Below are 25,363 nucleotides of genomic sequence, written 5' to 3'. Positions count from 1 at the left end.
ATGGAAAAATTACCTGATTGTCCGCAGTGCGGTTCCGAGTATGTCTACTCTGACGGCAGTATTCTCAATTGTCCCGAGTGTGGGCACGAGTTTCAGGCCGGGGACACCGAAGAACGCGTCTATACCGATATGAACGGCAACGTCCTCACCGATGGAGACACCGTTATCGTCACCCAGAACCTGAAAGTGAAAGGGGCTTCGACTCCCATCAAGAAGGGGACGAAGGTGAAGAATATCAAATTGGTCGAACCGGAAGACGGAGTGCACGACATCTCCTGCAAAATTACCGGATTCGGCTCCATGATGCTGAAAACATCGGTCGTCAAGAAAGGCTGATCCTTGACGCGAGGACTCTGCGAAAGCAGGGGTTCGGATCGGTACAAAAGCCCCGGCTATGAAAGTCGGGGCTTTTTTCGTTGCCAGAATGAGTGGCCGTGTATGATTGCCTTCCTGCCGTCAGCTGCTTCGTTGCAGCACCAGTTCGCCAAGGATGTGTTTGTATGCACTGATGTTAAGCGGATTCCACGGTATGGCCCGCAGGGCGTGTGACCATGCCTTGCCGGTCATTTTCGACTGGTATCGTTTGGAAAAACGCACGTGCTGGTGCGACATGGAGCGGCATTTAGCCGCCACCCCCAACCCATGGTTGCGGATGAACTCTGAAATGAGGGCTTTTTCACTGCTGTACATGTGGCGTGCTCGACGTCTGGTGATGGATTCATGCCCTCGTGTCAGGGTGGCGCAGTAACCGTTATCCGGTGCGTGGAGTCCGCGCGAGGCCATTTCCAGTATGAATTTGAAGTCCTGTCCGAGCTTGAGCTTTGTGTCGAACCTCAGGCTGCCGACGCTCTCCATTCGGTAGGTTGCCGAATCCAGCCGATAGAACATCCCCGCCCGCAGCATGAAATTCACGAAATCCGCAGGGGCGGTTCCTTCCGCGGGAAAGGGATTATTCACATGGAAGGTTTGTCCATCGCTCTGGTCCCGAACCCTGAAACGACCGTAAACCGCCACCAAATTTGGTGCTGATTCAAGCCGTTGTATGTGTGCCTCAAACCGGTTCGGCAGGAATTCGTCGTCAGCATCCAGAAAGGTAACGTACTTCCCCTTGGCATGCTCAAGACCCAGATTGCGGGCACTCCCGGCCCCACCGTTTTCCTTTTGCAGCAATCGGATGCGCGGGTCGCGTCGTGAAAGATCCTGAGTCAGATCGTGGGTCCCATCGGTTGAACCGTCATCGACGAGAATGAGCTCAAGGTCTTCAAAAGACTGGCTGACAATCGTCTCGACCATTTGCTCCAGTGTAGCTTCTGCATTGTACACGGGTGAAATAACGGAAACGGACACCATGGGCGAACTCCTTTGTGAAGCGTTGCCAGCCGTGTGTTCAACAGGAGGAACTCTGTGGACACTCCAAAATCAAAAGCAACAAACGGTCCATTCTCATCGTAGGGAGGGTTATTTTTGAAGAGGGGTAAAAGTTCTACCTTATTGGGTGGGGAATATGGCTGCGTTGCTTCCATTCCATTTTTCCTTTGCAACGGGATTCCGAAAAAACCGGACAGTCGTCAGAGCTGAAGATACCCGTGGTGAGAATGCGATTGCACCTGAGCAGCCAGTTGGAGGCGTGGCAGCTCAGGAGCGGGTTGAAGGAACGCGACATATTGTTCCGGAACAAAGCCGTTGGGCTATAATCGCCGCTGTCCGGTTTTTCAGGAGTCCAGTGTTCGCTTCCTTTGAAGAATATACTGCTCATGCTCTTTAACTAACTGATATAGTGTTGTTTTCTCACGTTGTCTCCGTTTGGCATGTTTTTGGCTCTCAATGACGAGGGACATAGAAACACGAAAAGCTCGAACGACTCGAAGCGGACGGGGAAACCGCTTTTTCCGAATGGGCGCGCGGGGCGTCTGTGACGGTGTCGTTCAAAGCATCATGCCGGGGGCAAAGTGACGTTTTCCGAATCGCTCTACAAATACCGGTTCCAGCTCGCGGGGCTGCTGGTCGTATTGGCGGCGGCCTATAGTTCCATCATCCAGAGGATGGTCCATAACTGGTACATAGACGACAACTACTCGCACGGGTTTCTCATCCCGTTCATAGCGGGGTGGTTCGTTTATCGCGACTGGCCGCGATTGCGCGAGACTCGCGCCACGCCTTCCAATATCGGGCTCCTCGTCATCGCCGCCGGAGTTGTGCAGCTCATTTTCGCGTGGCTTGCCACGGAATATTTCAACATGCGGCTTTCGCTCGTGGTTATTCTTGCCGGGTCGGTCCTGTTCTTTTTTGGTAAGGAAACCTTCAACAGACTGCGTCTTCCGCTCGGTTATCTGGTGCTCATGGTGCCGCTTCCTTACATCATCTATGATGCCATTGCCTTTCCCCTCAAACTTTTCGTGACCAAGGTCTCGGTTCTCGCGCTCAAGATCATGAATTTCGCGGTGTGGCGCGAGGGAAACATTATCTCGTTTCCCAATATCGTGCTGGAAGTGGCGGACGCGTGCAGCGGGATGCGTTCACTCATGTCGCTTATCGCCATTGCCGTCACACTGGCCTTTCTGATGCTCGGCAAAACGTGGACCCGCTGGCTGCTCGTGCTCAGCGCAATACCATTCGCAGTCATGACCAACGCCTTCCGGGTGATCATGACCGGCGTGCTTTCACGGTATTACGGCAGGGCTGCTGCCGAAGGATTTTTCCATGAATTCGCTGGAATGGCCGTGTTCATCATGGCCATGGTGCTGCTCGGGGGAGCAGCCATTGTGTTGAAGAAAATAGAGGACCGCTCCCGGAATGCTTCGGAGAGTCGGGACTAAGGGGCCCATGCGTGTCCCGCTGGGGAGAGCGGGGCGCGAAGTTGGCGCATAACGTGCCGCTGCTGCGGCGCAACATCGGGGGAAATCATGACCGCAGGCACTGCCTTGCAGCCCGTCATACTTTGCGGTGGAAAGGGAACCCGGCTCTGGCCGTTGTCCAGAACGCTGTATCCTAAGCAGTTCATCGAGGTGTCTAGGGATCGCTATCTTTTCTCGGACGTTCTGGCTCGGTGTGGGATGATCACCGGTTCGCAAGGGCCGATGGTGGTCTGCAACGACGAACACCGCTTTCTCGTGGCTGAACAGCTGCGAAACAGCGATGTCGCAGGGCAGGTGCTGCTTGAGCCATCGGGCAGAAACACCGCACCGGCCGCGGCCGTGGCCGCCATGCTCTGCGAGGATGAAGACCCAGTGATGCTGGTCATGCCTGCCGATCATTCCATTCCAGACTTTGCGATGTTCGCGAAGATGGTTGCCGTCGGCGCGGAACGCGCCAGAGAGGGCGGGGTGGTCTGCTTCGGCGTTGTCCCGGACAACCCGGAAACGGGCTACGGCTACATCCGGCGCGGCTCGGAGCTCGCCCCGGACGTCTATCAGGTGGATGCATTCGTGGAAAAGCCCGCCTTGGACACGGCCCGCGAATACTTCGAATCCGGCGAGTTCTACTGGAACAGCGGCATCTTTCTTTTCCGGGCATCGCGGTATCTCGATGAGTTGGGCCGTCATGCCCCGCAGATCCTTGAAGCGTGCAGGGCTGCGGTGGACGGCTGTTACCGCGATCTTGATTTCATTCGCCTTTCCGCAGAGGACTTCGCGCGCTGCCCGGCCGATTCCATCGATTGTGCCGTCATGGAGCGGATCAAGGGCATTGAGGTGGTCCCCATGAACATCGAATGGCGTGATCTCGGCTCATGGAAAAGCCTGCATGACATGCACCCCCGTGACGAATCCGGAAACAGTGCACTGGGTGACGTGGTTCTGGAGCAGAGCCGCAACTGCTACGTGCGTTCGTCCGGAAGGCTCGTGGTGACCCTCGGTCTGGAAGACACCACGGTGGTGGAAACCCCGGATGCGGTCTTTGTGGCACCGCATGACAGGCTGGACGGTATGAAGACGGTGGTGGACCGCCTCAAGGCCGCCAGGCGGCCCGAGACCGAGGCGCACAAGACGGTCTATCGCCCATGGGGCAGCTTCGAGTCCATTACTGTGGACGACCGTTTTCAGGTCAAGCGCATCGTGGTCAAACCCGGTGAGGTCCTCTCGTTGCAGAAGCATTTTCACCGCGCGGAGCATTGGGTCGTGGTCAAGGGGACGGCCCGCATCGTCAATGGCGACGAAGAGTTCGTGCTCTGCGAGGACGAGTCCACCTACATCCCGCTCGGTAATGTTCACCGGCTGGAGAATCCCGGCAGGATTCCGCTTGAACTGATCGAGGTGCAGACCGGCAGTTACCTCGGCGAGGACGATATTGTGCGTCTCGAAGACAAATACAAACGCTGAGGGCGGCAAAGGAGCTTCCTTGAACACGACCAGCCAGAATCCGACGCCCAGCGTGGCCCACTTCAGTTTCTCCGGCGATTTCGGCGGAAGGGAGAAGGTGGCAGTCGGCCTGTGCCGCAGCATGCGGTCCATGGGCTTGGACTGTCGTCTGTTCATGGTGGTCGAGACGCGGGCGGGCGAGCAGCGCAACGGCAATCTCATGCGTTCGCTGGGGGATATCGAGGTCTTTGCCGAGATCTTTCGCACGAGCAGTCGGTTTTCATTCCCCCTTTTGCGCAGTGTGGCGAATAGACTGCACGAGCTGCATATCTCCGTGGTGCACTGCCACTGCTACAAGTCGCTTTATTACGCCGAGCTGATGCGGATGTTCGGACTCTACAGGGGCGTAGTCGTCTACACGCTGCATGGCCTGATTCTTCCCAAAGGCGGCATGGCCGCCATGATCAAGAGTTTTCAGCGCATGGGGCTTCGATTGGCGGACGGCGTCATCGGCTGCTCGCGCGAGGTGCTGGAAAGCTCTCTCCCGCCGCGTTGCAGAGGATTATCCACCGCCATCATCAATGCCATCGAGCTGCCGGAGCCTGACCCTTCCGCATTGCTTTCAGGCCGCGACAAGGCCCGCGAGGAACTGGCTGCGCGTTTCGGGCTGGACCCTTCGCTGCCGGTGGTCATCAATGTGGGCAGGCTTTGCACCCAGAAGAACTATCCGCTGTATCTTGAGATGATACGCCGCAACATTTCCGAAAACGGCGCCGCGCCGGTGAACTACCTGCTGGTGGGCAACGGCGAGTTGCAGGCGAATCTGGAGGACGCTGCCCGGCGTATGGGCATCCGCGACAACGTTGTGTTCACGGGATTCGTCTCCGACATGGACGCCGTGTATCGCGGAGCCGATCTGCTGGTGCAGACATCCATCTGGGAAGGCACCCCCATGTGCCTGCTGGAGGCCCGTTCGTACGCACTGCCGGTGGTGGCGCCGGCGGTCGGCGGGAATGTGGATGTGGTGCGAAGCGGCGACGACGGCGTGCTGTATCCCGTCAACGATCTTTCCGCGCTTCGCGAAGGGTTTGATATGTACATGGATGACTCGCTGATCCGCAGTCGCCACGGCAGGCGCGCCTATGAGCGTGTTCAAAGCGATTTCGGCACTGGCGAGTGGAGCCGCAGGCACCTTCAGTTCTACGACGAGGTCATCCGTGACGCTCAGCCCTTCGTCGAGGAGGCAACATGAGCAATGTGGAGGTCGCCATAAGACGTTCTCCGGGCCTTCTGGCCAATCTGATGCTGTTTGGCACCATGATTACCCTCGGTCGTGTGCAGGAGGTCTTCGTCTTCCTGTGGCCGTTGCGACTCGTGCTGGTGATGTTTCTTATCATGGGCATATCTCTGCTGATGAAGGGCGGGACCAGCCGGTACAGGCTGAATATGCTTTGGCTTTCCCCGACCTTCCGCAAGTTCGTGCTGTTCGTGGGGATAATGATCGCCAGCGTGGCATTCAGCGTTTACGGCAGCAAGTCGCTGGGGTTTCTCAAGGAGTTCATTCTCTATTGCGGAATATTCCTGCTGGCGCTCAACTGTCAGGTGGATCGGCGCGAAGATCTCAACTACGTCATCGGCGGCGCCGTGCTGACATTGATCGTTCTTGGGTTGATCTGTTTTCTGCATCCGCGCGTCGTCGGGGGGCGGGTGGCCGCCAACTGGACGTATGACCCCAACGATACTGCGCTGCTCTTCGTCATGATTCTCGCGCTGGTCCTGCCAGCCATGAAGCATGTGAAGCCGCTCTACAAATGGGCGCTTCGCTCCGCCGCAGTGCTTGGGCTGGGGGCCATCGTCCTGACCCAGTCCCGGGGCGGGCTCGTGGCTCTCGTGGGCACCGTGACGGTCTGGGCCTTGTCACATGGTGTGAAGGGCGTGGTCAGGCTGGCCATGTTCGGCGGGCTGGCGCTTATGCTGGTGCTCGCCTTTGCGCCGCCGGGAAAACTGAGCCGCTTTACGTCCATGGTGAACCTGGAGGACGACTACAACATGACGGCCAAACACGGTCGTATAGAAGTCTGGAAGAACGGGCTGGAGCTGTTCCAGAAAAACATGCTTACCGGCACCGGCCTTTCCACCTTCATCGTGGCCGAGGGCCAGACGCATAGTGGCGGCAAGTGGAGCGAAGCGCATAACGCGTTCATCGAGATCGGCGCGGAGCTGGGCATCTTCGGTCTCGCGGCGTTTCTGGCCATGCTGTTTTCCGCATGGCGAAGGGCTGCGCCGAAGGATGAGAACGACTGGCTGGGCAAGGGTATACGGCTTTCACTGACCGCGTATGTATTCGGGGGAATGTTTCTTTCGTGGGGGTATATTTTCGTTCTGTATTTCGTGCTGTTCATCGCCATGGTCCGCGAGCGGGTGCTGGCACTTGAACCGGCTCAGGCTCCGGTCATGGCTGATTCTCCTCCCGTTTCCCGGTCGGCGGCGCAGGCCGAATCGGTTCGCGCCGCACCCCGCCGCCGGTACAAGATGAAGGAGCGCAAATGAGTTCATATCATGACTTGAACGATGTGGGCCTCATGGGACCGCCCAAGTCGCGCATTGCTCCTTCCCTTCTTGTTCTGGACCAGTGGGCCGGACCTGACGTGCAGGCCGGGACGAGCAAGAACTGGCTCTACGAAGGATTGGGGCGTTCCTTCCATACGAATGTGCTCAATGCCGACGACGAGACCGCCGCGCGGCGCAGCCGCCTGTATTGCCTCTTCAAAGCCATGCTCTGCCGTCCGTTTGACGCCAGACGAGAATTCCATCGCCGCATGGAGTGGGCGGCAAAGCATCCACGGGCGTTCGAGGCGCGCACCAGTAGGTTCCGCAGGGCGGTTGAAATGTACAGTCAGCCGCAGGATGCGCTCTTTCAGGTGGGGTGTCTTTTCGGCCCGGTCACCAGCAACGGAGCCAAGAGCTTTTCCTACCACGACCAGACCGTTTCCATGGTCGAACGCCACTGGCCGCAGTGGTTGCCTAAAAACTTTTCCTCGTACCGGGAGCGGTTCTTTGAACTGGAGCGTGCTTCGATGCAGGACAAGGACCTTGTTTTTACCTACAGCGAGAGCGCAAGGCGTTCCATGATCGAAGATTACGGGCTGAGTCCGGAGAAGGTGACGGTTGCTCCCACGGCCTGCAAGATCGCGTTTCCCGAGCTGCATCAGGCCCTTGGAAAACGCCGTCAGAAGTTGCTTTTCGTCAGCACGGATTTCCACCGCAAGGGCGGGGATATCGTTTTCCGCGCTTTCGAGATTGTGCGGCGCACGTTTCCCGAGCTTGAGCTGATCGTCCTTGGAGGCCCTGCCGAACAGCGACTGCCCAAGGGCGCAAGGCACCTGGGTCTTGTCTCGCACGGGCGGCTTCGGGCTGAGTATCTTTCCTCGGCCCTGCTGCTGCATCCCGCGCGCTACGATGCGTATCCGAACGTCATCAAGGAAGCCATGGCCTGCGGGTTGCCGGCGGTTGCCTCGGCCAGTGCCGGTATTCCGGAAATGGTGGAGCACGGTGAGACCGGACTGGTCATGGAAGAACCGGACGCCGTCTCGGTTGCGGACGCTGTTTCCCTGCTGCTTGAAGATGAAGAGCGTCTGCGCGTCATGCGCGAGAACTGTCTGTTGAGTCGCGAACGGTATCGCCCGGAAACCTGCTCGGCGACCATTGCCAAAGCCATGCTTGAGAAGATTGGTCGTACGGAGAAGCCGGAAGGGGAGGTCGCATGAGCAGGCAGCGGGTCCTTTTTGCGGTGGCGAGGCCGCCTTACCCCTGTGACACCGGAGCCAGAATCCGTTCATGGAACACGCTGGCAGGGTTTGCGAAACGCTATGATGTGGACGTCATCAGTTATTGCGACCCGTCCATGGACCTCTCTGAAACGCAGGCTTGGGTGGACGGAGCGCTTGAGCTCGGCGTCAGCAGGGTGGAACAGATTCCGAATCCCGCTCTCGGGCACGGGACCACGGTCTCGCAACTGATCTCCGCAGCCGTGCGCGGACTGCCGGTTTCCACCATGAAGTACCGTAACGACGATTTCTCCAGGAGATTCCGGGACCGGCTCGGGCAGGGGTATGACCTTGTGCACATCGAAACCGTTCATCTGGCGGGGGAAGCTGCGAGCATTGTCGGCGAGTTCCGGCCGTTCGTGACCCTGAACGCCCATAACGTGGAATGTCAGATAGCGGATCGAATGCGCGATCTGGAGCGCTTCGGACCTCGGTGGGCCGCACTTTCGCTGCATGCCCGCAACATGCGTCGCTTCGAGTGCGATGCGTTTCGCGCCTGTGATGCGGTGCTGGCCGTTTCCCGCGAGGATTGCGACCAGATCGACCGCATGTGCGGCGTTTCCGGCCGTGCGGTGCTGGTGGAAAACGGCGTGGACGACCGCTACTTCACTCCGGGAGGGGCCGAAAGGGAGTGTGCCGACGAACTGGTCTTCGTCGGGTCCATGGACTGGCTCCCCAACGTGGACGGCGTGATCGGCTTTGTCCGGGATGTCCTGCCGCGCATCCGCCAGCGCCGTCCCGCAGCGCATCTGAGCGTCGTAGGGCGCAAGCCTCATCCGGACGTGCTCGCCCTGCACGATCCCGCAAACGGCGTGACCGTGACAGGAACCGTGGATGACGTTCGTCCCTATGTTCATGGCGCGGCGGTCGCCGTGGTGCCGCTTCGCTACGGCGGCGGGACGCGGCTCAAGATTTTGGAAGCCTTTTCCATGTCCACCGCGGTCGTCTCCACCTCGCTCGGGTGTGAGGGCATCCTCTGCAAGGACGAAGAGCATCTTATGATACGCGATGATGCGGAGTCTTTTGCGTCGGCCTGTCTTGATCTCATGGACGACGGTCCCAAGCGGCAAAAGGTCGGCGAAAAGGGGCGGAAGCTGGCGCTTTCAGAATACGTCTGGCCATCGGTCATCGGGCGTATGCATGACGAGATCGACCGCCGCAGGAACGGGGGAGGGGCCGATGCGCGAAACTGATCGTCCCACCAGAATAGGCTTCGGTCCAGTGACCGACGCCAACTCCTTCGAGCAGTCCGGCCGCAAGGTGGCACGGGAGTTGGAGTCCTACCACGGCTTTGAGTGCGGTTTCTTCTCATGGAACCCGTTTCGCATTGACGAACTTCAGGAATTCGATGCGCTTGTTTTCATCAAATACCTTCCGGAACTGCGGACCATGCGCGCTCTTGGGGATGCGGGAAAAGTCATGCTGCTGGACTATCAGGATACCTTCCTGTGTCCCTCGGTTTACGAGGACGCGACATGGCGGCGCATGTTGAAGCATGTCCGCTACTATCCTTGGGAGCGCCGGGACCTGAAGCGGTTCTCGCTGCTCGATGGCTGCCTCGTGTGCTCGCCGTTGCTCGAAAAAGTCGTGCGCAGGGCAGGGACCGAGCCTGTTCACCTTCCCCGGCAGATCTACAATGACGCCAACGAAGGATCCTTCAAGCAGGCGAGTGATGCCGTTAACGGGGTAACGCTTTACTGGACCGGCGTCTGGCTGAATCAGCCTCAGAATGATCCCGTGCTGCCGGTGCTTCGCAGGCTTCACGACAATCACGGCTGCCGCATTCTCTACGACACCGACCGGGTGGGCGAACATGACTGGATAGAGTACCGCATGTTCGACAACGACACATGGGCCGAGGATATCCTCGACGCCGACATTGCATTTCGCTGGCGTGATACCTCGAACCTTCAGCGGTTCAAGGATGCCAACAAGGTTCAGGGCTACATGGCCGCCGGACTGCCCGCCGTGGTCTGCCCCACCCACTCCGAACGCGCCGTGATCCGTCATGGTGAAACGGGTTTTTTTGCCGAAACCGTGGACGAATTCGAAGAGATCATGCTGCGTCTGGTGAAGGACCCGCAGTTGCGGTCCCGAGTGGGGACGGCAGCGCATGAGCATGTCTGGCGGCACAGTTCGCTCAAGGTGCACGTGGAGCACATCCGCGACTGTCTGCACCGGCTGCTGGCAGAAAGGAAGGGAGTTACGCCGTGAGGATACTGAGCATTCTTCCGCCGGGGCTGGCCCTTCATGCAGAGCAGTTTCGTTCGCGCTTCGAGGCCATGCCCCGTGAGTGGGAATTCGACATTCTTGCTTCTGGCGATGAGTCGCTGAACGGCGACCGTTTCGCCAATGCCGTGTTGCATGTGCATCCCGCCGAGCGTCGTTGGACGCGCTGGCGCATGATCCGCAGAACTGCGGGGATGATTTGGCGAGCCATTCGCATCGCAAGGCAGCGCCGCCCGGACGTCATCGCCGTATACGATCCCTTGACGCTGGGCGTCATGGGCGTCTTTGCCAAGCTCGCTTCCGGGGCGAAACTGGTGGTGGAAATCAACGGACACATCCGCGACGCCGAAGCGGCCCGCCTTGCGGGAAAGCCGGTCAGCAGAGTGCGGCGCACACTTTTCAATCTGGTGGGCAGCCTCACCCTGCGCATGGCGGATTGCGTCAAGATTCTCAACTCCGACCAGTACCGTGAGTGGGCCGACGTGCTCCAGGGCAAGCCGGTGGTCATGTTTCATAACTACGTTCCCACGGATCATTTTTCAGACCGCGGCGATGCCGGGTATCTGCTGTGCCTCGGGCATCCGTTCCATGTGAAAGGGGTGGATATACTGCTCAAGGCGTTTGCCGAGGTCCGCAGCAGGCATCCCGACATCCTGCTGAAGGTCGTGGGGTACCGCCGCGCTTCGGAGAGGGCCATGTGGGATGCGCTCGCGTCCGGCATTCCGGGCGTGGAACTGCTTGATCCCGTTCCCTACGATCAGGTGCAACAGTACCTCTCACGCTGCAAGGCGTTGGTGACGCCTTCGCGCTCCGAAGGCATGGGGCGGGTTTTCATCGAGGCCATGGCCTGCGGCAAACCCTGCATCGGAAGTCGTACGGGCGGCATTCCGAACATTGTGGAGGACGGGCGCACCGGACTGCTTGCGGCGCCTGAGGATCCCGAAGATCTGGCCCGCAAGCTGGATATGTTGCTTTCGGACCCGGATATGCGCAGACGCATGGGCGAAGCCGGAAGGGAGCGCGCCATGTCTCTGCTCTCGGGGAGCAGCTACGCCGAGAATTACCGGGAAATGATGGAAATGGTGACCAACGGCATTTGCGAAAAGGGCATCGTCTTCAACGGCTATGAAGCGAGGGAAGCGCGATGAGCGGCATGGGCGTGAAAAAAAGTCTGGCCTGGATGGGCGGAACGAGCCTTTTCGGGCAGGTCATCACGTGGACCGTCACCATCGTGGTCGCACGGCTGCTGAGTCCGGAAGACTACGGTATCGTGGCCATTTCAGGACTCTATACCGTCTTTGCCCACACGGTCTGCCTCATGGGCGTGAGCGCGGCGGTGGTGCAGGCGGATGAAATATCGGACTATCAGATACGCGCGCTCTACGGCTTTTCGATTCTCACGGGTGTCATCATGTTCGGCATTGGCCTGCTGGCGGCTCCGCTCATGGCCTGGGCCTTCAATGATCCACGGTTAACCGCACTGGTTTCCTTCCAGAACATCGTCTTTCTTGTGGGCGCGCCTAAATCCTTGCAATGGAGTCTGCTGGCTCGCGAAACGCGGTTTGATGCCATCGCCAAGATCGAAACCGGTTCGCGCATCATTACGTCCTTCTGCGCCTTGTCCATGGCCGCCGCAGGGTTCGGGTACTGGACGCTTGCCTCGCAGTGGATACTCATCGAATTCTTTCAGCTCATCGGCTTCAGTTACTACAGGCCCGTGCGGCCCACATTTCTCATCCGCTGGGCCGAAGTCAGCGAACTGCTCCTTTTCGGCCTCAAGATTCTGGCGCGCAAATCCATCGCGCAGCTGTATTCCAAGGTGGACGTATTCATCTTTGGAAAGCTCGCGTCACCGGCGTTTCTGGGGGGCTATACCTTCGCCAAGCAACTGACAAACATGCCCTTTGAAAAGATCATCAACATCATCAACAGGGTGTTGCTGCCGTATCTGGCCAAAGACAAGTCGGACCACGAACGCATGCGGGAGTGGACGCTGAAGGTTTCCTATCTTCAGGTGCTGTTTCTGGTGCCGTTCTATTACGTACTCTTTTTCTGTGCGGAAGAGGCCATCCTCATCCTGCTCGGCGAGAGCTGGGCTGCCGCGGTGCTGCCGCTTCGCATATTCTGCCTCATGAATATCTTCAAACTGGCGGAGAGCTACGTGATGGTCGCGCTTACAGCGCTCGGGCGAATCACGGAGCAGGTCAAGTTCGTGTTCATGCAGCTGGTTCTCGTGGGCGGAGCCATACTGGGCATTTCGCTCTGGCAGGGCATTGAAGCGTCGTTGTATGTCTGGATTACGGTTTACCCGGTGCTGTGTCTGCTGTTCAGCGGGATTCTTCTCAAGGCCATCGGACTGGGCATCGGCACCGTGTTCAAGCGGGTGCGCAGGACGCTGGCGGCTCAGGCGTTTCTCATCGCGGCGCTGGTATACATGCAATACGTGGTGGAAGGGCCCATGTGGCAGACCCTCATCGTGAAGCTGGCGGTGGCGGGCGGTGTGTACCTGACCGGGCTTGCGCTGCTGGATCGCCGCAGAATCATGCAGACTCTCGATTTCGTGCCCGCTTTCCGGAAAGCGGGCATAGGCGGATGAAACCCGGTTACCCAACAAGGCAGGAGCGATATGTGGAAATGGTATGATTGTTTGGTTGTTCTCAGGCGCGGGGCAGGGCCTGTGCAGTCGCTCGTCATGCTGGCGGTGTTGCTGACGGCTCTGGTGCTGGCCATAGCCGTGCACGACGTCAGGGCGGATTCGTCCGAAAGCATCGAGTTCGATGTGCCGCTGGACAAGGGCGAATATGCCGACCGACTCTGGGTCACCGTCTATGCCAATCCGGTCACGTTCAAGGGCGAGCGGCCCGATTTGCCGGGGAGCACCGCCGAGGTCCGCTCCGGAACGTTGAGCGTCTTCTACCGCTATGAACCGGACTGGACCGACGTGGAACTGCGGTTCAGTGTGCTGACCCTGTCCGGCAGGGAGCTTTTTTCCGAGCCATGGTACGGGGCGCGGCATCCGCAGGCGACCAAGTGGGATCGTCGCTATGACATTTCCATTCCCGAGGATGTGCTGGAAGACTGGGTTTCCGGGGACGAACCCATCGGCGTGACGCTCAAGCGCAAGTATATCGGCGGCGGACGCAACTCCAGTCACCCGCTCGTTTTCGGCGGTCCCGGTGGCGATGACGAGATACGCATAAAGCTGACCATGGATGTGGTCTTTACGGGCAACGCGGCACCTTCGGCACCGAGCGTCACCACCATTCCTTCCACAAGGCCCGTGGCCGGAAACGTCCTTCTGGAATGGAGCCATGATGAGCCGCGGGATTTCAACCCCGGTGACAAGGTCTTTTATGAAGTCCAGACCTCGCTCGACGGCGGGGCATGGCAGTCGCTCAAAGGCGGCAGCAAGATATCCGGCGATGTGCGCAATGTGGAAATTCCGGTGCCCTCGGCCCCCGGCAGTCGGCTGAAAATGCGGCTGCGTGCCGTGGATTCCGGTAATGCCGCGAGCGCGTGGGTCGAGGTCCCCGGCGCCTATACCGTGGCTGAAAACGACAATGCCGGCTTCAGAATGTTTCTGGAATCTCCGCTGCGGAAGATCAAGCGTTTCAGCGAGCCTGCGTATCCGAAACGTTCTCCTCGTTGGATGGCGGCTGGTGGCGAAGTGGAATCCATACAGCTGGTGGTGACTTCGGCGAGCGCGCACAAAGCCATGGAAGTGGATCTTGGCTCCCTGCGAAGCGATGACGGCAGCCGCATTCCCGAGGAGCGGGTTGTTGTGTACCGGCAGGAATACATGGACATCGTGAAGCCGTCGCGAAACGTGGGACAGACCGGCTGGTGGCCGGACGCGCTCGTGCCGCTTGTGGACCCGTATTACGGGGAAGTCAGACGCAAGAGGCCCATGAACCTGAATGCCGGGGAAAACGAATCGTTCTGGATCGAAGTGTCCGTCCCGCCGGGGCAAAAGCCGGGGATTTACCGAAGCAACCTTACGGTGAGCATGGAGGGGCAGGAGTCGCAGACGATCCCCGTTGCACTGGAAGTGTTGCCGTTCGACCTGCCAGTTCAGCCTACATTGCGGACCGCCTTTGGATTCGATCCGTCCAACGTGTCGGAGAAGGGGATGTATTCGCTCTGCAAGAAAGAGGCGGCCAAGCATAGAATTGCTTTTTATACCGGCTTCTTCACCATCACCGGAGATTATGACGCGGCTACGGATTCGTGCACCCTCAGCACCAACCAGACCAAGCGTTTCTTCGGAGACGCCCTGAGCGGCGACGGTATGCCCGACGGTCGGCGCTTCACGTCCATCAACGTTACCGGCAGTCCCGATATCAAGACGGATAAAGCATGGATCGCTTACTGGCGTGCGGTGCAGGAGTTTCTTGAGAGCAAGGGGTGGCTCGAAAAATCCTACGTCTACGTCTGGGACGAGCCCAGAAAGCGGCACATGGCCGATGTGGAGAAGAAGTGCAGGCTCATCAAGCAGGGAGCGCCGAAACTCAAGACGCTGGTGACGACAGAATGCCGTCCCGCGTTGCGCGGTCTCGTGGATATCTGGTGTCCTGTCATCAATTTCTTTGACAAGGAGGACCGCCACGGCGGAGCCGAGCTTTATCGCTCGCGTCAGGCCAAGGGTGAAGAGGTCTGGTGGTACACGTCAATGATGTCGGAAGAGACCGTCAAGCTGCCGAGCTATTTTATCGACGCCGGCGCAGTTTCTCCGAGGATCGTCGGTGCGCTCTCGTGGCTGCGGGATATCGAAGGCGTCCTCTACTACCAGATGGGCTACAAATGGGGGAAGCAGCCATGGGTCACCCAGTATGCTTTCCATGCCAACGGCGACGGAACGCTCTGGTATCCCGGAAAGCCCGAATTGATAGGTGGCACCAAAGGTGTGCCGATCCCGTCCATTCGGCTCAATTCCATTCGCGATGGCTTTGAGGATTACGAATATCTTGCCCTGCTCGAACGTCTCGGCGGCGGGGAAGAGGGCAGGGCCATCATCACCAAGGCGGCCAGGGAAGAGTACGACTGGTCCACCGACCCGGAAGATCTGATCGTGGCACGTGAAAAGCTCGCAGGAGCGATAATGGACCGTATGCAATAGCTCTAACGTTGGTATGAATCCGGCGGGGAGGCGATGATGAGCCCGAGCGACGTCAAGACCGGTTACAATCCGTTTGTCCAGTACGTGAAGCTGCTGTTTCTGGCGCTTGTCGTCTGGGGCCATGTCTATCACGGGTCACGCGGGGTCATCATGTATAACTTCTGGATACCGGTGGATACGGGCCTGTGCTTCTTCGCCATCACCTCCGGTTTTTTCATAGCGCGGCGGTACCCGCCCGGTGCGGATATGCGAATATACTGGAGAAACAAGGTGCGGCGACTGTTCGTGGTATATCTGATCGTGAACCTCTTTCTTGCCGCCCTGTTTGTGGTGCAGGGGCGACCGGATATTCTGGGCTGGCATTCGCTGGTAAGCTGGCTGGGCATGAGCGGTTTTCTGAACTGGTTTCACATCAACAATCAGAGTCCTTTCGGTCTCGGAGTGTGGTTCCTGACGCTGCTCCTTATTTTCTATGTGCTCTTTCCGCTGTTCAATGGAATGCTGACCCACCCCGGTGTCCTCGACACGCTGCTGGTGGGAGGTTTTGCGGCCACGCTCATCCTTCCGGAGACCAATCCCTACGGGGTTGCTCTATGGTCAACCGCGTACGGGTACGTTGTCGGTATCTACATGGCCCGAAGGGGGCTGCAACTCCGGCCGGGAGTCGGGGTTGCTTTGCTTGCAGCGGGGGTGCTTGCGGGAGTTGTGATCAAGGGGCTGTCGCTCGGATACGGAGCGTATGGGGTCATAAGTCTGCTCGGTGCAGGGATCGCACTGTTCGTGCTCGGAACCGCAAAGAGCTATCGTATGCCCTGGCTTGACGCCGTCGGCGATGTGTTGCTGCCTGTTTATATCATTCACCAGTATTTTCAGGTGACTTGGTGGGACAGTCCCGTGGTGAACGGTCTCTTTGCACTCACGGCGAGTTTTCTGGTCGGCAAGGGACTGGCTGTTGCCGGGAAAAAGTGCGGTGAGTTGCTGGATGGGATCGGTACCGGCCGGGCTTCCGTCCGTCCCTGATGCGGGTGATGCGAAAAATAGGGCCAAGGAGAATTGGTGCATGAAACGCCGGGAGAAATCGGGTAATGTCCACTATGAGTGTTGAATGCAAGGGAGAGCTTTCTGTGCGTGAAATGACCTCCGCAGTGAATTCCGTGTTGCGGATCACGGCCACCGTGCTGGTGTTCGTGTTCCATTGCAATGCGCTCTACGGCCTTGGCAGTGACAGGCCGCTCTTCTATGCGTTTTCCTTTTTCCTCTTTTTGTCAGGATTCTATGCGGCTTCCGCGCGCAGCAACCCGGTCGGATGGCTCATGCGCAGGCTTCGCCGCATCTACATTCCGTACTGGATCGTGGTAGTGGGAGTCGTGGCCGCCAATATGATGTACGGATACAAGGACGTCGGTGTGTTCGAGATTGGCGTGCTCCTGGCCGGGGGCAACCTGTTCATCGACAACAGTCTGTACGTCATCGCGTGGTTCGTCTCCGCCATCCTCTGCTTCTATCTCTATGTTTTCGTCATCGCCGTTCTCAGAAGCGTTGTGTTGCGTGTAGGCGTAACCGTCGTGTGGGCGTGGTTTCTGCTTGTTTTCGACATTCCACCGTATTTCTTCGTGGCCTTTGCGCTTGGGTTCCTGTTGCGACGCCTGATGGCGAGTACCGGGTTGGACAAGGAGAGTTTTCGTTCGGGCGGAGCATTTCACGCATCTCTCAGCACTTCTTCGGGGCTGCTGTTTACGGTGCAGAATTATTCTTATGAATTCTTCCTTCTGCACGGCGGGGTGCTGATACTGTTCACCAAGGTTTTTCACGCCGGATACGCCGTTTCCTTTCTTGCCGGGTTTCTTCTCACAGCAGCCGGGGCCGTCCTGCTGAAACGTCTGTCCAACCGTATCGACGAGCTTGTCGTCAGTCTTGCCTCCTGATTTCCGGCTTCGCTATAGGTAATGCAGGAGGCCTTCTTGTTAGCCGTAAAGGTTGATGGTTTCAAAGATGGTTTCTCGCAAAAGTCTAGAAAATCGATCGAAGATTGGTTTCACGTGTTTTTTTGAAATGGTGAATTGTTAATGATTAGTGGTGTTGTGTGGGTGGTTTCAAAAAGTGAATAGTCTTTTACTTTGTGAATCTGATATTGATTTTGGTTTTAATGCGGTGTCGATGGTTTTTACAATGTGCAGTTTAAAAATAATATGATGGTGACTTTTTCGTTGTAATGCGTATATAGTAGTAGTTCGCATGTTTCATATGGAAGGAAAATAGGGAAATGTCCTATGGACTTTGGGGGATAGAAGCCTGTAGGTGAGATCGGTCAGCTTTTTTGCGCACGGAACGGTGATCAATTCGCCAGACCGTTAATTGTTTTCGAGAGGGGGAACGGTTTGGGTCGCATCCTTGTAATCGACGATGACCCGTCGATCAGACGACTCGTTTCACACTGGTCTGAATCGATGGGACACATCTGTGAGGCTTTCGGTTCCATTACCTCGGGGATCAAACATATCCGTCAATATCCGGTGGATATCGTGTTTCTCGACGTGATGCTTCCGGAGGGGAACGGAGTGGATCACGTTCCCATGGTTTTGGAGGCCAACCCCGAGTGCGCCATCGTGATTCTCAGCGGTCACTCCGACCCGCGGTGTATCGAGAAGGCGTTCGACTCTGGGGTGCAGGACTACATTCTCAAACCCATTGAGAAAGGGCGGCTCTATGAAGTCATAGACAGCCTGCTCCGCCAGAAGGATAAAGCCGCCATTCGTCCGGCCATTGAGCACAGCGGCATTATCGGTGAAAGCAGCAGGCTCAACCGCTGCATCGAGCAGATGGGGCTTGCCGCCCGTATGGAAGGCAACCTGCTCATTACCGGTGAAACCGGAACGGGCAAGGAACTTTTCGCCCGGGCTCTGCATCGCAACAGCGCACGTGCGGAAAACCGCTACGTGGTGGTGGACTGCACCAATCTGCCGGACAATCTGGCCGAAAGCCTGCTCTTCGGTCATGACAGGGGCGCTTTTACCGGCGCGGACAGGACCAAGAAAGGCCTTTTCGAACATGCTCACAAGGGCACCCTTTTCCTTGATGAGATCGGTGACCTGTCCCTGAATGTTCAGAAGTCCCTTCTGCGGGTGCTTCAGGAGAAGACGTTCCGTCCTCTCAGTTCCTCGAAAGAGGTCAATGTGGACTTCCGTCTTGTGGCTGCAACGAACTGTAATCTTTATGAAATGGTTGAGAAGGGCCTGTTCAGGCGTGACCTGTATTACAGACTCAAGACGTTTTCCATAGAGCTTCCGCCGCTTCGCAGCCGAAACGGCGACATCAAACTGCTTGCCAAGAATTACGTCAAGAGTATCTGCAAGGAGCTTGGCAGGAAGCCGCTCAAGATAGGCAGTTCCTTCATGGAGGCCCTTTACTACTATGAGTGGCCGGGGAACGTGCGTGAATTCGTGAATGTGATTCGCGTCTCGGTCTACAAGGCAGTCTATGAGGATGAACTGACGTTCTTCCATCTGCCGCAGAACCTGCGGTCAAGAAAGGTTGTCGTGGAGGCGGAAGACAAGGGCGGCATGATTGCCGGGATGCCTCAGGCCGAGATGGTCGCCGATGAAGCTCCGGAAGCTGCCGAATCCGGTGACAACGGCAACGGCAACGGTAACGGAAACATCGGCGGTTGGAATGGCGAGGTCGAAAGCCTTGAACTGCAGGCCTTGCCGGTGGATAACGCTCCGGATTTTCCGGATTTGAAGCATTACAGGAAAAACGCCATCAACCAGGTGGAGGAAACCTACCTCAGGCACCTTGCGGTGGTGAGCGAAAACTCGGTGAAGAAGGCCTGCCGCATCTCGGGACTTTCGCGGACAAGGCTTTATGAGCTTTTGCAGAAGCACAATCTGTCGCTTCGGGCGTAACAATCAGCATGGCAGGAGTCCGGACGGGGCTCTGCAGAGGTGAAGATGCCCATCTCCGGAACGGAAAAACGCTATAGTCAACTACTGGATATTGCCCTTGACGCAAAGGGTGATGCTGGTCGCAATGTGTCTGACGCAGTCTTGCGGCTGATACGATCAGTGATGCGGGAAGATCCTTCGTTCGACAACGAGGGCCGGCGGCAGGGAACTCGCTATGAGGTTTCTCAGCAGGCGGTTGTGCAGATCTTCAGCAGCGAGGGAGAAATCGTGTGCCTGCCGGCCATGATAAAAAATATCTCGCTTTCGGGCGTGCTCCTTGAGATTCGTGACAAGGGCCACGTGTATCTCGACATGCTTGAGTCAATAGAGCATTTCAACCTGATTTTCGTTATCCCCGGTGAAAAAAATCCGGTGGTACTCGATTGCAGCCCCGCACGCATGGAGCTGAGTTCGCAGGTCATCGTGGGTGCCGTCTTCGACGGAAAGCAGGCCGGGCGATACATAATGTAGCTCAGTTGGAGCGCTTGTTGAAATACATCTCCGAGTCCGCACGGTCCATGAGCGTGCGGAAATCCACTCCGTCATCCGGGTAAATCGCTGTGCCTATCGAGGCGCTGATGGTGACCCTTTCCTCGCCAAGCACCACGGGCTGCTCCACGGCTCTCATCAGTTTTGCCGCGACCTTTTCCGCGCTCCCCCTGTCCGTGACTTCCGGGAAAAGGAACATGAACTCGTCACCGCCGAAGCGGGCTACGGTGTCGGACTCGCGAACGGTGTCCAGCATCCGCAATCCCTGTTCACGCAACAGCGTGTCGCCTGCGAAGTGTCCGAACCGGTCATTGATATCCTTGAATCCGTTCAGGTCCATCATCATCACCGCCAGCTTGGTTCCGTGACGCTGGGCCTTGTTCAGCTCGGAAACGAACCGTTCCTCGAAAAGATGCCTGTTCGGCAGACTGGTCAGGCTGTCGTAATATGCCAACTTTCTGATGTTTGTTTCCGTGTTGTGCCGTGAAGTGATGTCCTGGACCGCAAGCACGTACCCTATGGTCCGGTGGGTTATCCGAACCGCGTTTATTCGGCACTGCATGAGCCGCTGGCTTCCGTTCTGCTCGCGCCACGAGGTGAATATCTGCTCATCGCCGTTTCTTGCCCGTTCGATCATGGTCAAGACCTTGTGCCTTGAACTGCCGCAGCATCGGGATATCGCCTCCACGTCGGCCCCGACCCGGATGCGGTTGGACTTGTCCAACAGGTGTTGCAGTGTCGCATTGTAGTACACCACGCGAAGCCGGTCGTTGAGTCCGATTATTCCGGTTTGCATGGATTGGCTCAGTACGGTGTCCATGAATGCCGCTTCATAAAGGCCCGGGCTGGTGATGGATTCGCCGTCCGCATTTTGCGGAATCTGGGCGCGGATGCCGAGAGCGTTCACGATGTCACCCAGTGTGGCTGTGCCCATAGGGGTGCCGTCGGCGTCGCTGACGATAACCCTGTCGGTGTCGTTTCTCATGCAGGCGGTATAGGCATCCTTGAGCAGCACCCACGATCCCAGTACGGGAACCTCGCGCATGGCCTTGCGAATCTTGAGATTCCAGATGTCCCTTCCGTCCTGCACCAGCTTGCTGATGTCGCGATCCAATATGATCCCCCGCACGTAACGGCCACCGGTTACGATGGCGCTTTCGGCATGGTTCATGAGCAGCTTGCGATGTGCCTCGTAGACAGAATCCGTTTCCGAAACGATGACCCCCTTATGGGGCGAGAAAACTTCATCAAGACGGGGACTTGACCACAGTAGCGTGTTCACGAGCACGCGTTTCAGGTTTGTCCAGCCCACGGGGCGTCGGCCGTCTTCCACCACGAACAGTTCGGGCAACTGGGATCCTTCCGTGAGATGGCTCTCCACCAGGTCGGCCGGCCGGACTTTTTTCACATGAGGCTTGAGGGCCTGCTCAATGTCCAGCGGCGCATTGCAGATTGCCAGCGCTGCCAATTGGGATGCGCACAGGCACTGAAAGTCTCCCCCGGCGGTAGGATAGGGAATGTGGTTGGACTCAAACCGCTTGAAAAGCGAAAATATTCTACTGAGATCGAGCTGCGCGATCGTCTTCGGCATTGGTTTGAGAGCTATGTCCTGAAAGGTGATCTGCATGATTGTCCTTGTAGTCTTTCCCTTGAAAAAACGCTGCTGTTTATTGGCATGTTAATAGCAATAACCATGACAATCCGGTGGCGGAATACGGGAAAAGACAACAATGCAGGCTGGCGCATCCCCGGGTGCTGTGACGGTCAGGGGATCAAGGGTAAAGGAGGTTCTTCGTGAAAGTGTGTTTTGATATGAACCCTACGGAATATCAGGCTTTGCAGGCTGTCGCACAGGGGAATAAACGCCCTCCCGAAGACTGTGTAAGAGAAATAGTTCTCAGCTACCTCAGGGACAAGGGGGAGATGAAGGACAAAGTGGGCGACGAAAGACGGGCGTATCCAAGGTTGGAAGTGTCAATTCCTGCGGTATCCTGTGTAAATATCCCCGACAGGGGAGTGCACAGTCTGCCGGTCACCATCAAGGATATTTCCAAGGGGGGCATGAGAATTTCCTTTCATAACCTCGATATGGGGTTTGCGGACAGGCTGTCGGGCGTATCGTATTTTGAAGTGGTGTTCACCATTCCGGAGACCTATCAGACAGTCTCCTTCTACTGCCGAAAGACATGGAGCAACGTGTCCAACGGCGTAAGCATGGGCGGAGGATTCGACACCTCCGACTCAAGGCCGATCGAAATGCTGGCAAACTATATGGAAGGGTGAAACATGATCAGTACAGGTGGGTGGCAATGGTAATGGCAGCAAAGGAAGGAAAGGTCGGGAAGCCGCCGTTCAACGGACTTGAGCAACGACGTACCATCCGGATCAGACGTTCGGCGCTGGTCAGGGACAACCTTGATAGCATCGACCGCCCGAGTATCAAGATCGGGGAAACTCTGGACGAGCTGAAACAGGCCTTCCGGATCGTTTACACGGAGTATAATGATGCCGGTTATGTGCCCAACCCGGAGCCGACAGGGATGCTCTACAGTGTGCACAGCCTGCTGCCTACCACTTCCGTTTTCATTTTCAAGACCTACCTGAAGGTCATATCCACCATGAGCCTGTACAAGGATACGCGAGTGTTCGGTCTGCCCATGGACGCTGTCTACAAGCCTGAGATCGACGCTTTGCGCGCCAAGGGACGTCAGGTTGCCGAAGTAGGTGCCCTGGCCACCCCCAAAAGTCGCCGGGGCGCCAATCTGGTCGTATATCTCGCAAAGGCGCTGTTCAATTACGCTCACCTTGTTGAGCTTGATGACGTGTGCATCATGGTCAACCCGAAGCACGTCCGGTTCTATAAGGAGATTTTCCTTTTCGACCAACTGGCGGAAGAGCGGATGTATGCCGGAGTGGGAGCGCCCGCCGTGGCCCTTCACGCCGACGTGCACACGTATGACCAGAGGATGCGCGACGCATACGGTGATGCCGACTTCGACACGGACCTTCTGTCTTTCTTCGTCAAAATGAAGAACGCGGTCATGGATCCGAGCATGAAGTATTCAGTGGGCAACGATAAGCCGCTGGAACAATCCACCGTGCAGTATTTTCTGGATCAACGTCCCCATGTCCTGAGCGGGTTGAACGAAGAGCAGCTGCAGGTCCTTGCGTATCTGTATCCTCAGGCCATCGGAGGAAAGGGGAAAATCGGGCATTAATGCAGAACCGAACGTCGGGGGACGATCGTGAACCGTGAAGAATTGCTGCGGAAAATATCCGGCTACGGGCTGAAGAATCGCGAAGAATTCCATGCGGCGGCCTTTGCCCGGAATCTTGGCCTCGTGAACGCCAACGAGCTGGACCGACTCATGCGCTCGCGCGTGGCGGTGGCAGGGCTTGGTGGCGTGGGCGGCAGTCATCTCATGTCCATGGTCCGTTGCGGGGTGGGAGCTTTCAGCATTGCGGACATGGACGAATTCAACCCGGTGAATGTCAACCGCCAGTATGGCGCAAGCGCCGCATCCTTCGGTTCGGAAAAACTGGACACCATGGTGAAGATAGCCACGGACGTGAATCCTCATCTGGATTTCCGGACATTCCCTGAAGGGGTAACCACCCAAAACCTTGATGATTTTCTCGATGGCGCAGATGTCGTTCTGGATGGACTGGACTTTTTCGTTTTCGATGTGCGCCGCATGGTTTTCAAGCGGGCTCAGGAACTCGGGATACCTGTTATCACGGCCGGTCCCATGGGGTTCAGTTCGGCGGTGCTGGTTTTCATGCCCGGAGGCATGGGGTTCGACGAATACTTCGATATTTCAGACGAGACCCCGGTGCGGGACAGGCTGCTCAAATTTGCCATGGGACTTTCTCCTCGGGCCACCCACGCCGGGTATATCGACCTGAACGCAGTGGATATAGACGCCGAGCGTGGACCGTCATCCGCACTGGCCTGCGGACTATGTTCGGCTCTGGCCTCCATGGAAGCCATGCGCGTCATCCTCGGACGCAAGGGCGTGAAGACCGTTCCCTATTATCTTCAGTTCGATGCGTACAAGCGTAAACTGGTGCGCGGAAGGCTTTTCAAGGGGAATCGGGGGGCGCTCCAGAAGGCCAAGCTCTGGGCTTTCAAGAAATTTCTGCTATCTCCCCGTCCCACCGGCAACCGTCCCGTCGCTTCGCCACCCCCCGACAGCGGCGACGGGACGGTGCTGGACTACCTGATCCGCGCCGGGGTCCGTGCGCCGTCTGGCGACAATGTCCAGCCATGGCGGTTCCGCAAGACTCCCGGGCGGATCGATCTTTTCGTGGACAGGGATGCCGACCATAGTTTCTTCAATGTCGCCCAGACCGCGTCTCTCATGTCCTGCGGGGCCGTTGCCGAGAATATGACCGTTGCCGCCCGCGCCTGCGGCCGCAAACTGGAGTTGGAGCATTTCCCCTACAATGATGCGGACTGCGTGTACGGCATGGATCTGCATCATTCGGATGAGCCCGCGGACGACTCCTTTCTCGACGCCATCTGGCTGCGAACCACGAACCGAAGGGATTATTCCAGCGAACCCGTTTCGGACGGCGTCTGGCAGGCCGTCGCAGAGACGTTGAACGGTTTTTCCGGACTTCGCCTTGGCTGGGTCAATGATCGCAAAGGAATAGAGACCTTTGCGAAATCCGTAATGCAGCTGGACATGCTGCGCAGCGAGAACCGTTCATTGCATGAGCATCTTGTCTCCATGATTCGTTTCACTCCGCAGGAAGAGCGCATCACGCGTGACGGTCTTCCTCTGAAGAACCTGGAGGCTGGGAAGCCCGGCGAATTGTTCCTGAGGGCCACCAAGAGCTGGTCCGTCATGCGTGCGGCCAACCTGCTGGGCACATCACGGGCGGTGGCCGCACATTCCGCCCGGGGAATCCGCAAATCCGGCGGTGTGGGATTCATTTCCATGGCTGCCCGGAGTCCCGAGAATTTTTTGGATGCTGGCCGCGCCTTGCAGCGTGTCTGGCTTCGTTTCGCGCATTACGGGGTACAGTTTCAGCCCGCAGCGGCTCCGGCGCTGTTCCGGCTGCGCGTGCTGCTTGAAGGAGAGAGTTCTTTTGGCAGCAACAGGCATCAGGATATCCTGTCCCGGTCGTGGCCGCTTGTGGAAGAGGTCTTTCCCGGCTTTCTGGCCTCGGTTCCCGTTATGTTCTTCCGCGTGGGCTTTGGCCCGGCCATCAGGCATGGAACCCTCAGACGGCCCGAGGAAAGCTTTCTGCACACCTGACTTCCAGTAGAACAATACGCATAACAACAAACCGGTTCATCTTGAGCCGGTTTTTCTTGTGCTTATGTGGCTGATTTTGGCTTCCGGACATCATGGTTGAGGCAGGTTCTTGCGGTTGGCAATATGTTGTCGAAGAGTTGTTCATTGTCCAGAGAAAGCGAGGTGCGTTGAATAGAGGGAGACTGTGTAGCGGTTTCCGACA

The 25,363-nt window shown here is 57.5% G+C and carries 20 protein-coding genes; 18 read left to right on the top strand and 2 right to left on the bottom strand.

The annotated features are described in order from the left end of the window. Positions 1-336 carry a zinc ribbon domain-containing protein YjdM gene (locus B149_RS0105245; protein WP_018124123.1) on the top strand — a complete coding sequence of 112 codons (336 nt, stop codon included), beginning with the start codon at positions 1-3 and terminating at the stop codon, positions 334-336. Positions 337-456: 120 nt separating this feature from the next. Here B149_RS0105245 and B149_RS17800 read toward each other — a convergent pair whose 3' ends face one another. After that, positions 457-1,350: a glycosyltransferase family 2 protein gene (locus tag B149_RS17800; RefSeq protein WP_018124122.1), complete on the bottom strand. Its 894-nt coding sequence runs from the start codon at positions 1,348-1,350 to the stop codon at positions 457-459. A 599-nt stretch (positions 1,351-1,949) separates the two neighbouring features. On the opposite strand from B149_RS17800, the gene B149_RS0105235 reads away from it, so the two are divergent. The 14 genes from B149_RS0105235 (at position 1,950) to B149_RS0105170 (ending at position 19,879) form a co-directional block, all read left to right on the top strand. Beyond that, positions 1,950-2,816 (top strand): exosortase/archaeosortase family protein, encoded by an 867-nt coding sequence (locus tag B149_RS0105235; protein WP_018124121.1) that lies wholly within the window; start codon positions 1,950-1,952, stop codon positions 2,814-2,816. A gap of 87 nt (positions 2,817-2,903) precedes the next feature. After that, positions 2,904-4,316 carry a mannose-1-phosphate guanylyltransferase/mannose-6-phosphate isomerase gene (locus B149_RS0105230; RefSeq protein ID WP_040372197.1) on the top strand — a complete coding sequence of 471 codons (1,413 nt, stop codon included), beginning with the start codon at positions 2,904-2,906 and terminating at the stop codon, positions 4,314-4,316. Between the two features lie 19 nt (positions 4,317-4,335). After that, positions 4,336-5,547 carry a glycosyltransferase gene (locus tag B149_RS0105225; protein ID WP_018124119.1) on the top strand — a complete coding sequence of 404 codons (1,212 nt, stop codon included), beginning with the start codon at positions 4,336-4,338 and terminating at the stop codon, positions 5,545-5,547. Beyond that, on the top strand, positions 5,544-6,845 hold the full coding sequence (locus tag B149_RS0105220) for an O-antigen ligase family protein (RefSeq protein WP_018124118.1): 1,302 nt from the start codon (positions 5,544-5,546) through the stop codon (positions 6,843-6,845). Before B149_RS0105225 ends, B149_RS0105220 begins: the two co-directional genes overlap by 4 nt. Next, positions 6,842-8,062: a glycosyltransferase family 4 protein gene (locus B149_RS0105215; RefSeq protein ID WP_018124117.1), complete on the top strand. Its 1,221-nt coding sequence runs from the start codon at positions 6,842-6,844 to the stop codon at positions 8,060-8,062. Before B149_RS0105220 ends, B149_RS0105215 begins: the two co-directional genes overlap by 4 nt. Then, positions 8,059-9,315, top strand: a complete 1,257-nt coding sequence (locus B149_RS0105210; protein ID WP_018124116.1) for a glycosyltransferase family 4 protein — start codon at positions 8,059-8,061, stop codon at positions 9,313-9,315. The genes B149_RS0105215 and B149_RS0105210 overlap by 4 nt, the downstream gene beginning before the upstream one ends. Next, positions 9,302-10,336: a glycosyltransferase gene (locus B149_RS0105205; protein WP_018124115.1), complete on the top strand. Its 1,035-nt coding sequence runs from the start codon at positions 9,302-9,304 to the stop codon at positions 10,334-10,336. The genes B149_RS0105210 and B149_RS0105205 overlap by 14 nt, the downstream gene beginning before the upstream one ends. Continuing rightward, entirely contained in the window at positions 10,333-11,499 is a 1,167-nt protein-coding gene (locus tag B149_RS0105200; protein WP_018124114.1) for a glycosyltransferase family 4 protein, read from the top strand. Before B149_RS0105205 ends, B149_RS0105200 begins: the two co-directional genes overlap by 4 nt. Before the next feature lie 5 nt (positions 11,500-11,504). After that, on the top strand, positions 11,505-12,947 hold the full coding sequence (locus tag B149_RS0105195) for a lipopolysaccharide biosynthesis protein (protein WP_245533191.1): 1,443 nt from the start codon (positions 11,505-11,507) through the stop codon (positions 12,945-12,947). 81 nt (positions 12,948-13,028) lie between these two features. Further along, positions 13,029-15,467, top strand: coding sequence for a DUF4091 domain-containing protein (locus B149_RS0105190; RefSeq protein WP_018124112.1), 2,439 nt, complete (start codon positions 13,029-13,031; stop codon positions 15,465-15,467). 36 nt (positions 15,468-15,503) lie between these two features. Further along, the gene (locus tag B149_RS16495; protein ID WP_169332905.1) at positions 15,504-16,487 is read left to right on the top strand and encodes an acyltransferase family protein; all 984 of its coding nucleotides are present in this window, start codon (positions 15,504-15,506) and stop codon (positions 16,485-16,487) included. 65 nt (positions 16,488-16,552) lie between these two features. After that, positions 16,553-17,392 carry an acyltransferase family protein gene (locus B149_RS0105180; RefSeq protein WP_018124110.1) on the top strand — a complete coding sequence of 280 codons (840 nt, stop codon included), beginning with the start codon at positions 16,553-16,555 and terminating at the stop codon, positions 17,390-17,392. A gap of 453 nt (positions 17,393-17,845) precedes the next feature. Next, the gene (locus tag B149_RS0105175) at positions 17,846-19,369 is read left to right on the top strand and encodes a sigma-54-dependent transcriptional regulator (RefSeq protein ID WP_040372195.1); all 1,524 of its coding nucleotides are present in this window, start codon (positions 17,846-17,848) and stop codon (positions 19,367-19,369) included. A gap of 39 nt (positions 19,370-19,408) precedes the next feature. Further along, positions 19,409-19,879, top strand: a complete 471-nt coding sequence (locus B149_RS0105170; protein ID WP_156816748.1) for a hypothetical protein — start codon at positions 19,409-19,411, stop codon at positions 19,877-19,879. 1 nt (position 19,880) lies between these two features. On the opposite strand, the gene B149_RS17795 is transcribed toward B149_RS0105170, so the two are convergent. Next, positions 19,881-21,488 carry a GGDEF domain-containing protein gene (locus tag B149_RS17795; RefSeq protein WP_169332904.1) on the bottom strand — a complete coding sequence of 536 codons (1,608 nt, stop codon included), beginning with the start codon at positions 21,486-21,488 and terminating at the stop codon, positions 19,881-19,883. A 332-nt stretch (positions 21,489-21,820) separates the two neighbouring features. On the opposite strand from B149_RS17795, the gene B149_RS0105160 reads away from it, so the two are divergent. The 3 genes from B149_RS0105160 to B149_RS0105150 are packed head-to-tail and all read left to right on the top strand — an operon-like array spanning position 21,821 to position 25,161. After that, positions 21,821-22,180, top strand: a complete 360-nt coding sequence (locus B149_RS0105160; protein WP_169332903.1) for a PilZ domain-containing protein — start codon at positions 21,821-21,823, stop codon at positions 22,178-22,180. Between the two features lie 32 nt (positions 22,181-22,212). Beyond that, the gene (locus tag B149_RS0105155; RefSeq protein WP_156816747.1) at positions 22,213-23,115 is read left to right on the top strand and encodes an N-acyl amino acid synthase FeeM domain-containing protein; all 903 of its coding nucleotides are present in this window, start codon (positions 22,213-22,215) and stop codon (positions 23,113-23,115) included. A gap of 27 nt (positions 23,116-23,142) precedes the next feature. Further along, positions 23,143-25,161, top strand: coding sequence for a ThiF family adenylyltransferase (locus B149_RS0105150; RefSeq protein WP_018124104.1), 2,019 nt, complete (start codon positions 23,143-23,145; stop codon positions 25,159-25,161). Positions 25,162-25,363: the final 202 nt, after the last annotated feature.

This window comes from Desulfovibrio oxyclinae DSM 11498, from assembly GCF_000375485.1.
Taxonomy (GTDB): domain Bacteria; phylum Desulfobacterota; class Desulfovibrionia; order Desulfovibrionales; family Desulfovibrionaceae; genus Pseudodesulfovibrio; species Pseudodesulfovibrio oxyclinae.
This window is presented reverse-complemented; position numbering and strand designations above follow the sequence as displayed.

Coding starts and splice junctions, on each gene's coding strand:
- B149_RS0105245 (WP_018124123.1), top strand. CDS start 1: ATGGAAAAATTACCTGATTGTCCGCAGTGCGGTTCCGAGTATGTCTAC.
- B149_RS17800 (WP_018124122.1), bottom strand. CDS start 1,350: ATGGTGTCCGTTTCCGTTATTTCACCCGTGTACAATGCAGAAGCTACA.
- B149_RS0105230 (WP_040372197.1), top strand. CDS start 2,904: ATGACCGCAGGCACTGCCTTGCAGCCCGTCATACTTTGCGGTGGAAAG.
- B149_RS0105220 (WP_018124118.1), top strand. CDS start 5,544: ATGAGCAATGTGGAGGTCGCCATAAGACGTTCTCCGGGCCTTCTGGCC.
- B149_RS0105215 (WP_018124117.1), top strand. CDS start 6,842: ATGAGTTCATATCATGACTTGAACGATGTGGGCCTCATGGGACCGCCC.
- B149_RS0105210 (WP_018124116.1), top strand. CDS start 8,059: ATGAGCAGGCAGCGGGTCCTTTTTGCGGTGGCGAGGCCGCCTTACCCC.
- B149_RS0105205 (WP_018124115.1), top strand. CDS start 9,302: ATGCGCGAAACTGATCGTCCCACCAGAATAGGCTTCGGTCCAGTGACC.
- B149_RS0105195 (WP_245533191.1), top strand. CDS start 11,505: ATGGGCGTGAAAAAAAGTCTGGCCTGGATGGGCGGAACGAGCCTTTTC.
- B149_RS16495 (WP_169332905.1), top strand. CDS start 15,504: ATGAGCCCGAGCGACGTCAAGACCGGTTACAATCCGTTTGTCCAGTAC.
- B149_RS0105180 (WP_018124110.1), top strand. CDS start 16,553: ATGTCCACTATGAGTGTTGAATGCAAGGGAGAGCTTTCTGTGCGTGAA.
- B149_RS17795 (WP_169332904.1), bottom strand. CDS start 21,488: ATGCCGAAGACGATCGCGCAGCTCGATCTCAGTAGAATATTTTCGCTT.
- B149_RS0105160 (WP_169332903.1), top strand. CDS start 21,821: ATGAAGGACAAAGTGGGCGACGAAAGACGGGCGTATCCAAGGTTGGAA.
- B149_RS0105155 (WP_156816747.1), top strand. CDS start 22,213: ATGGCAGCAAAGGAAGGAAAGGTCGGGAAGCCGCCGTTCAACGGACTT.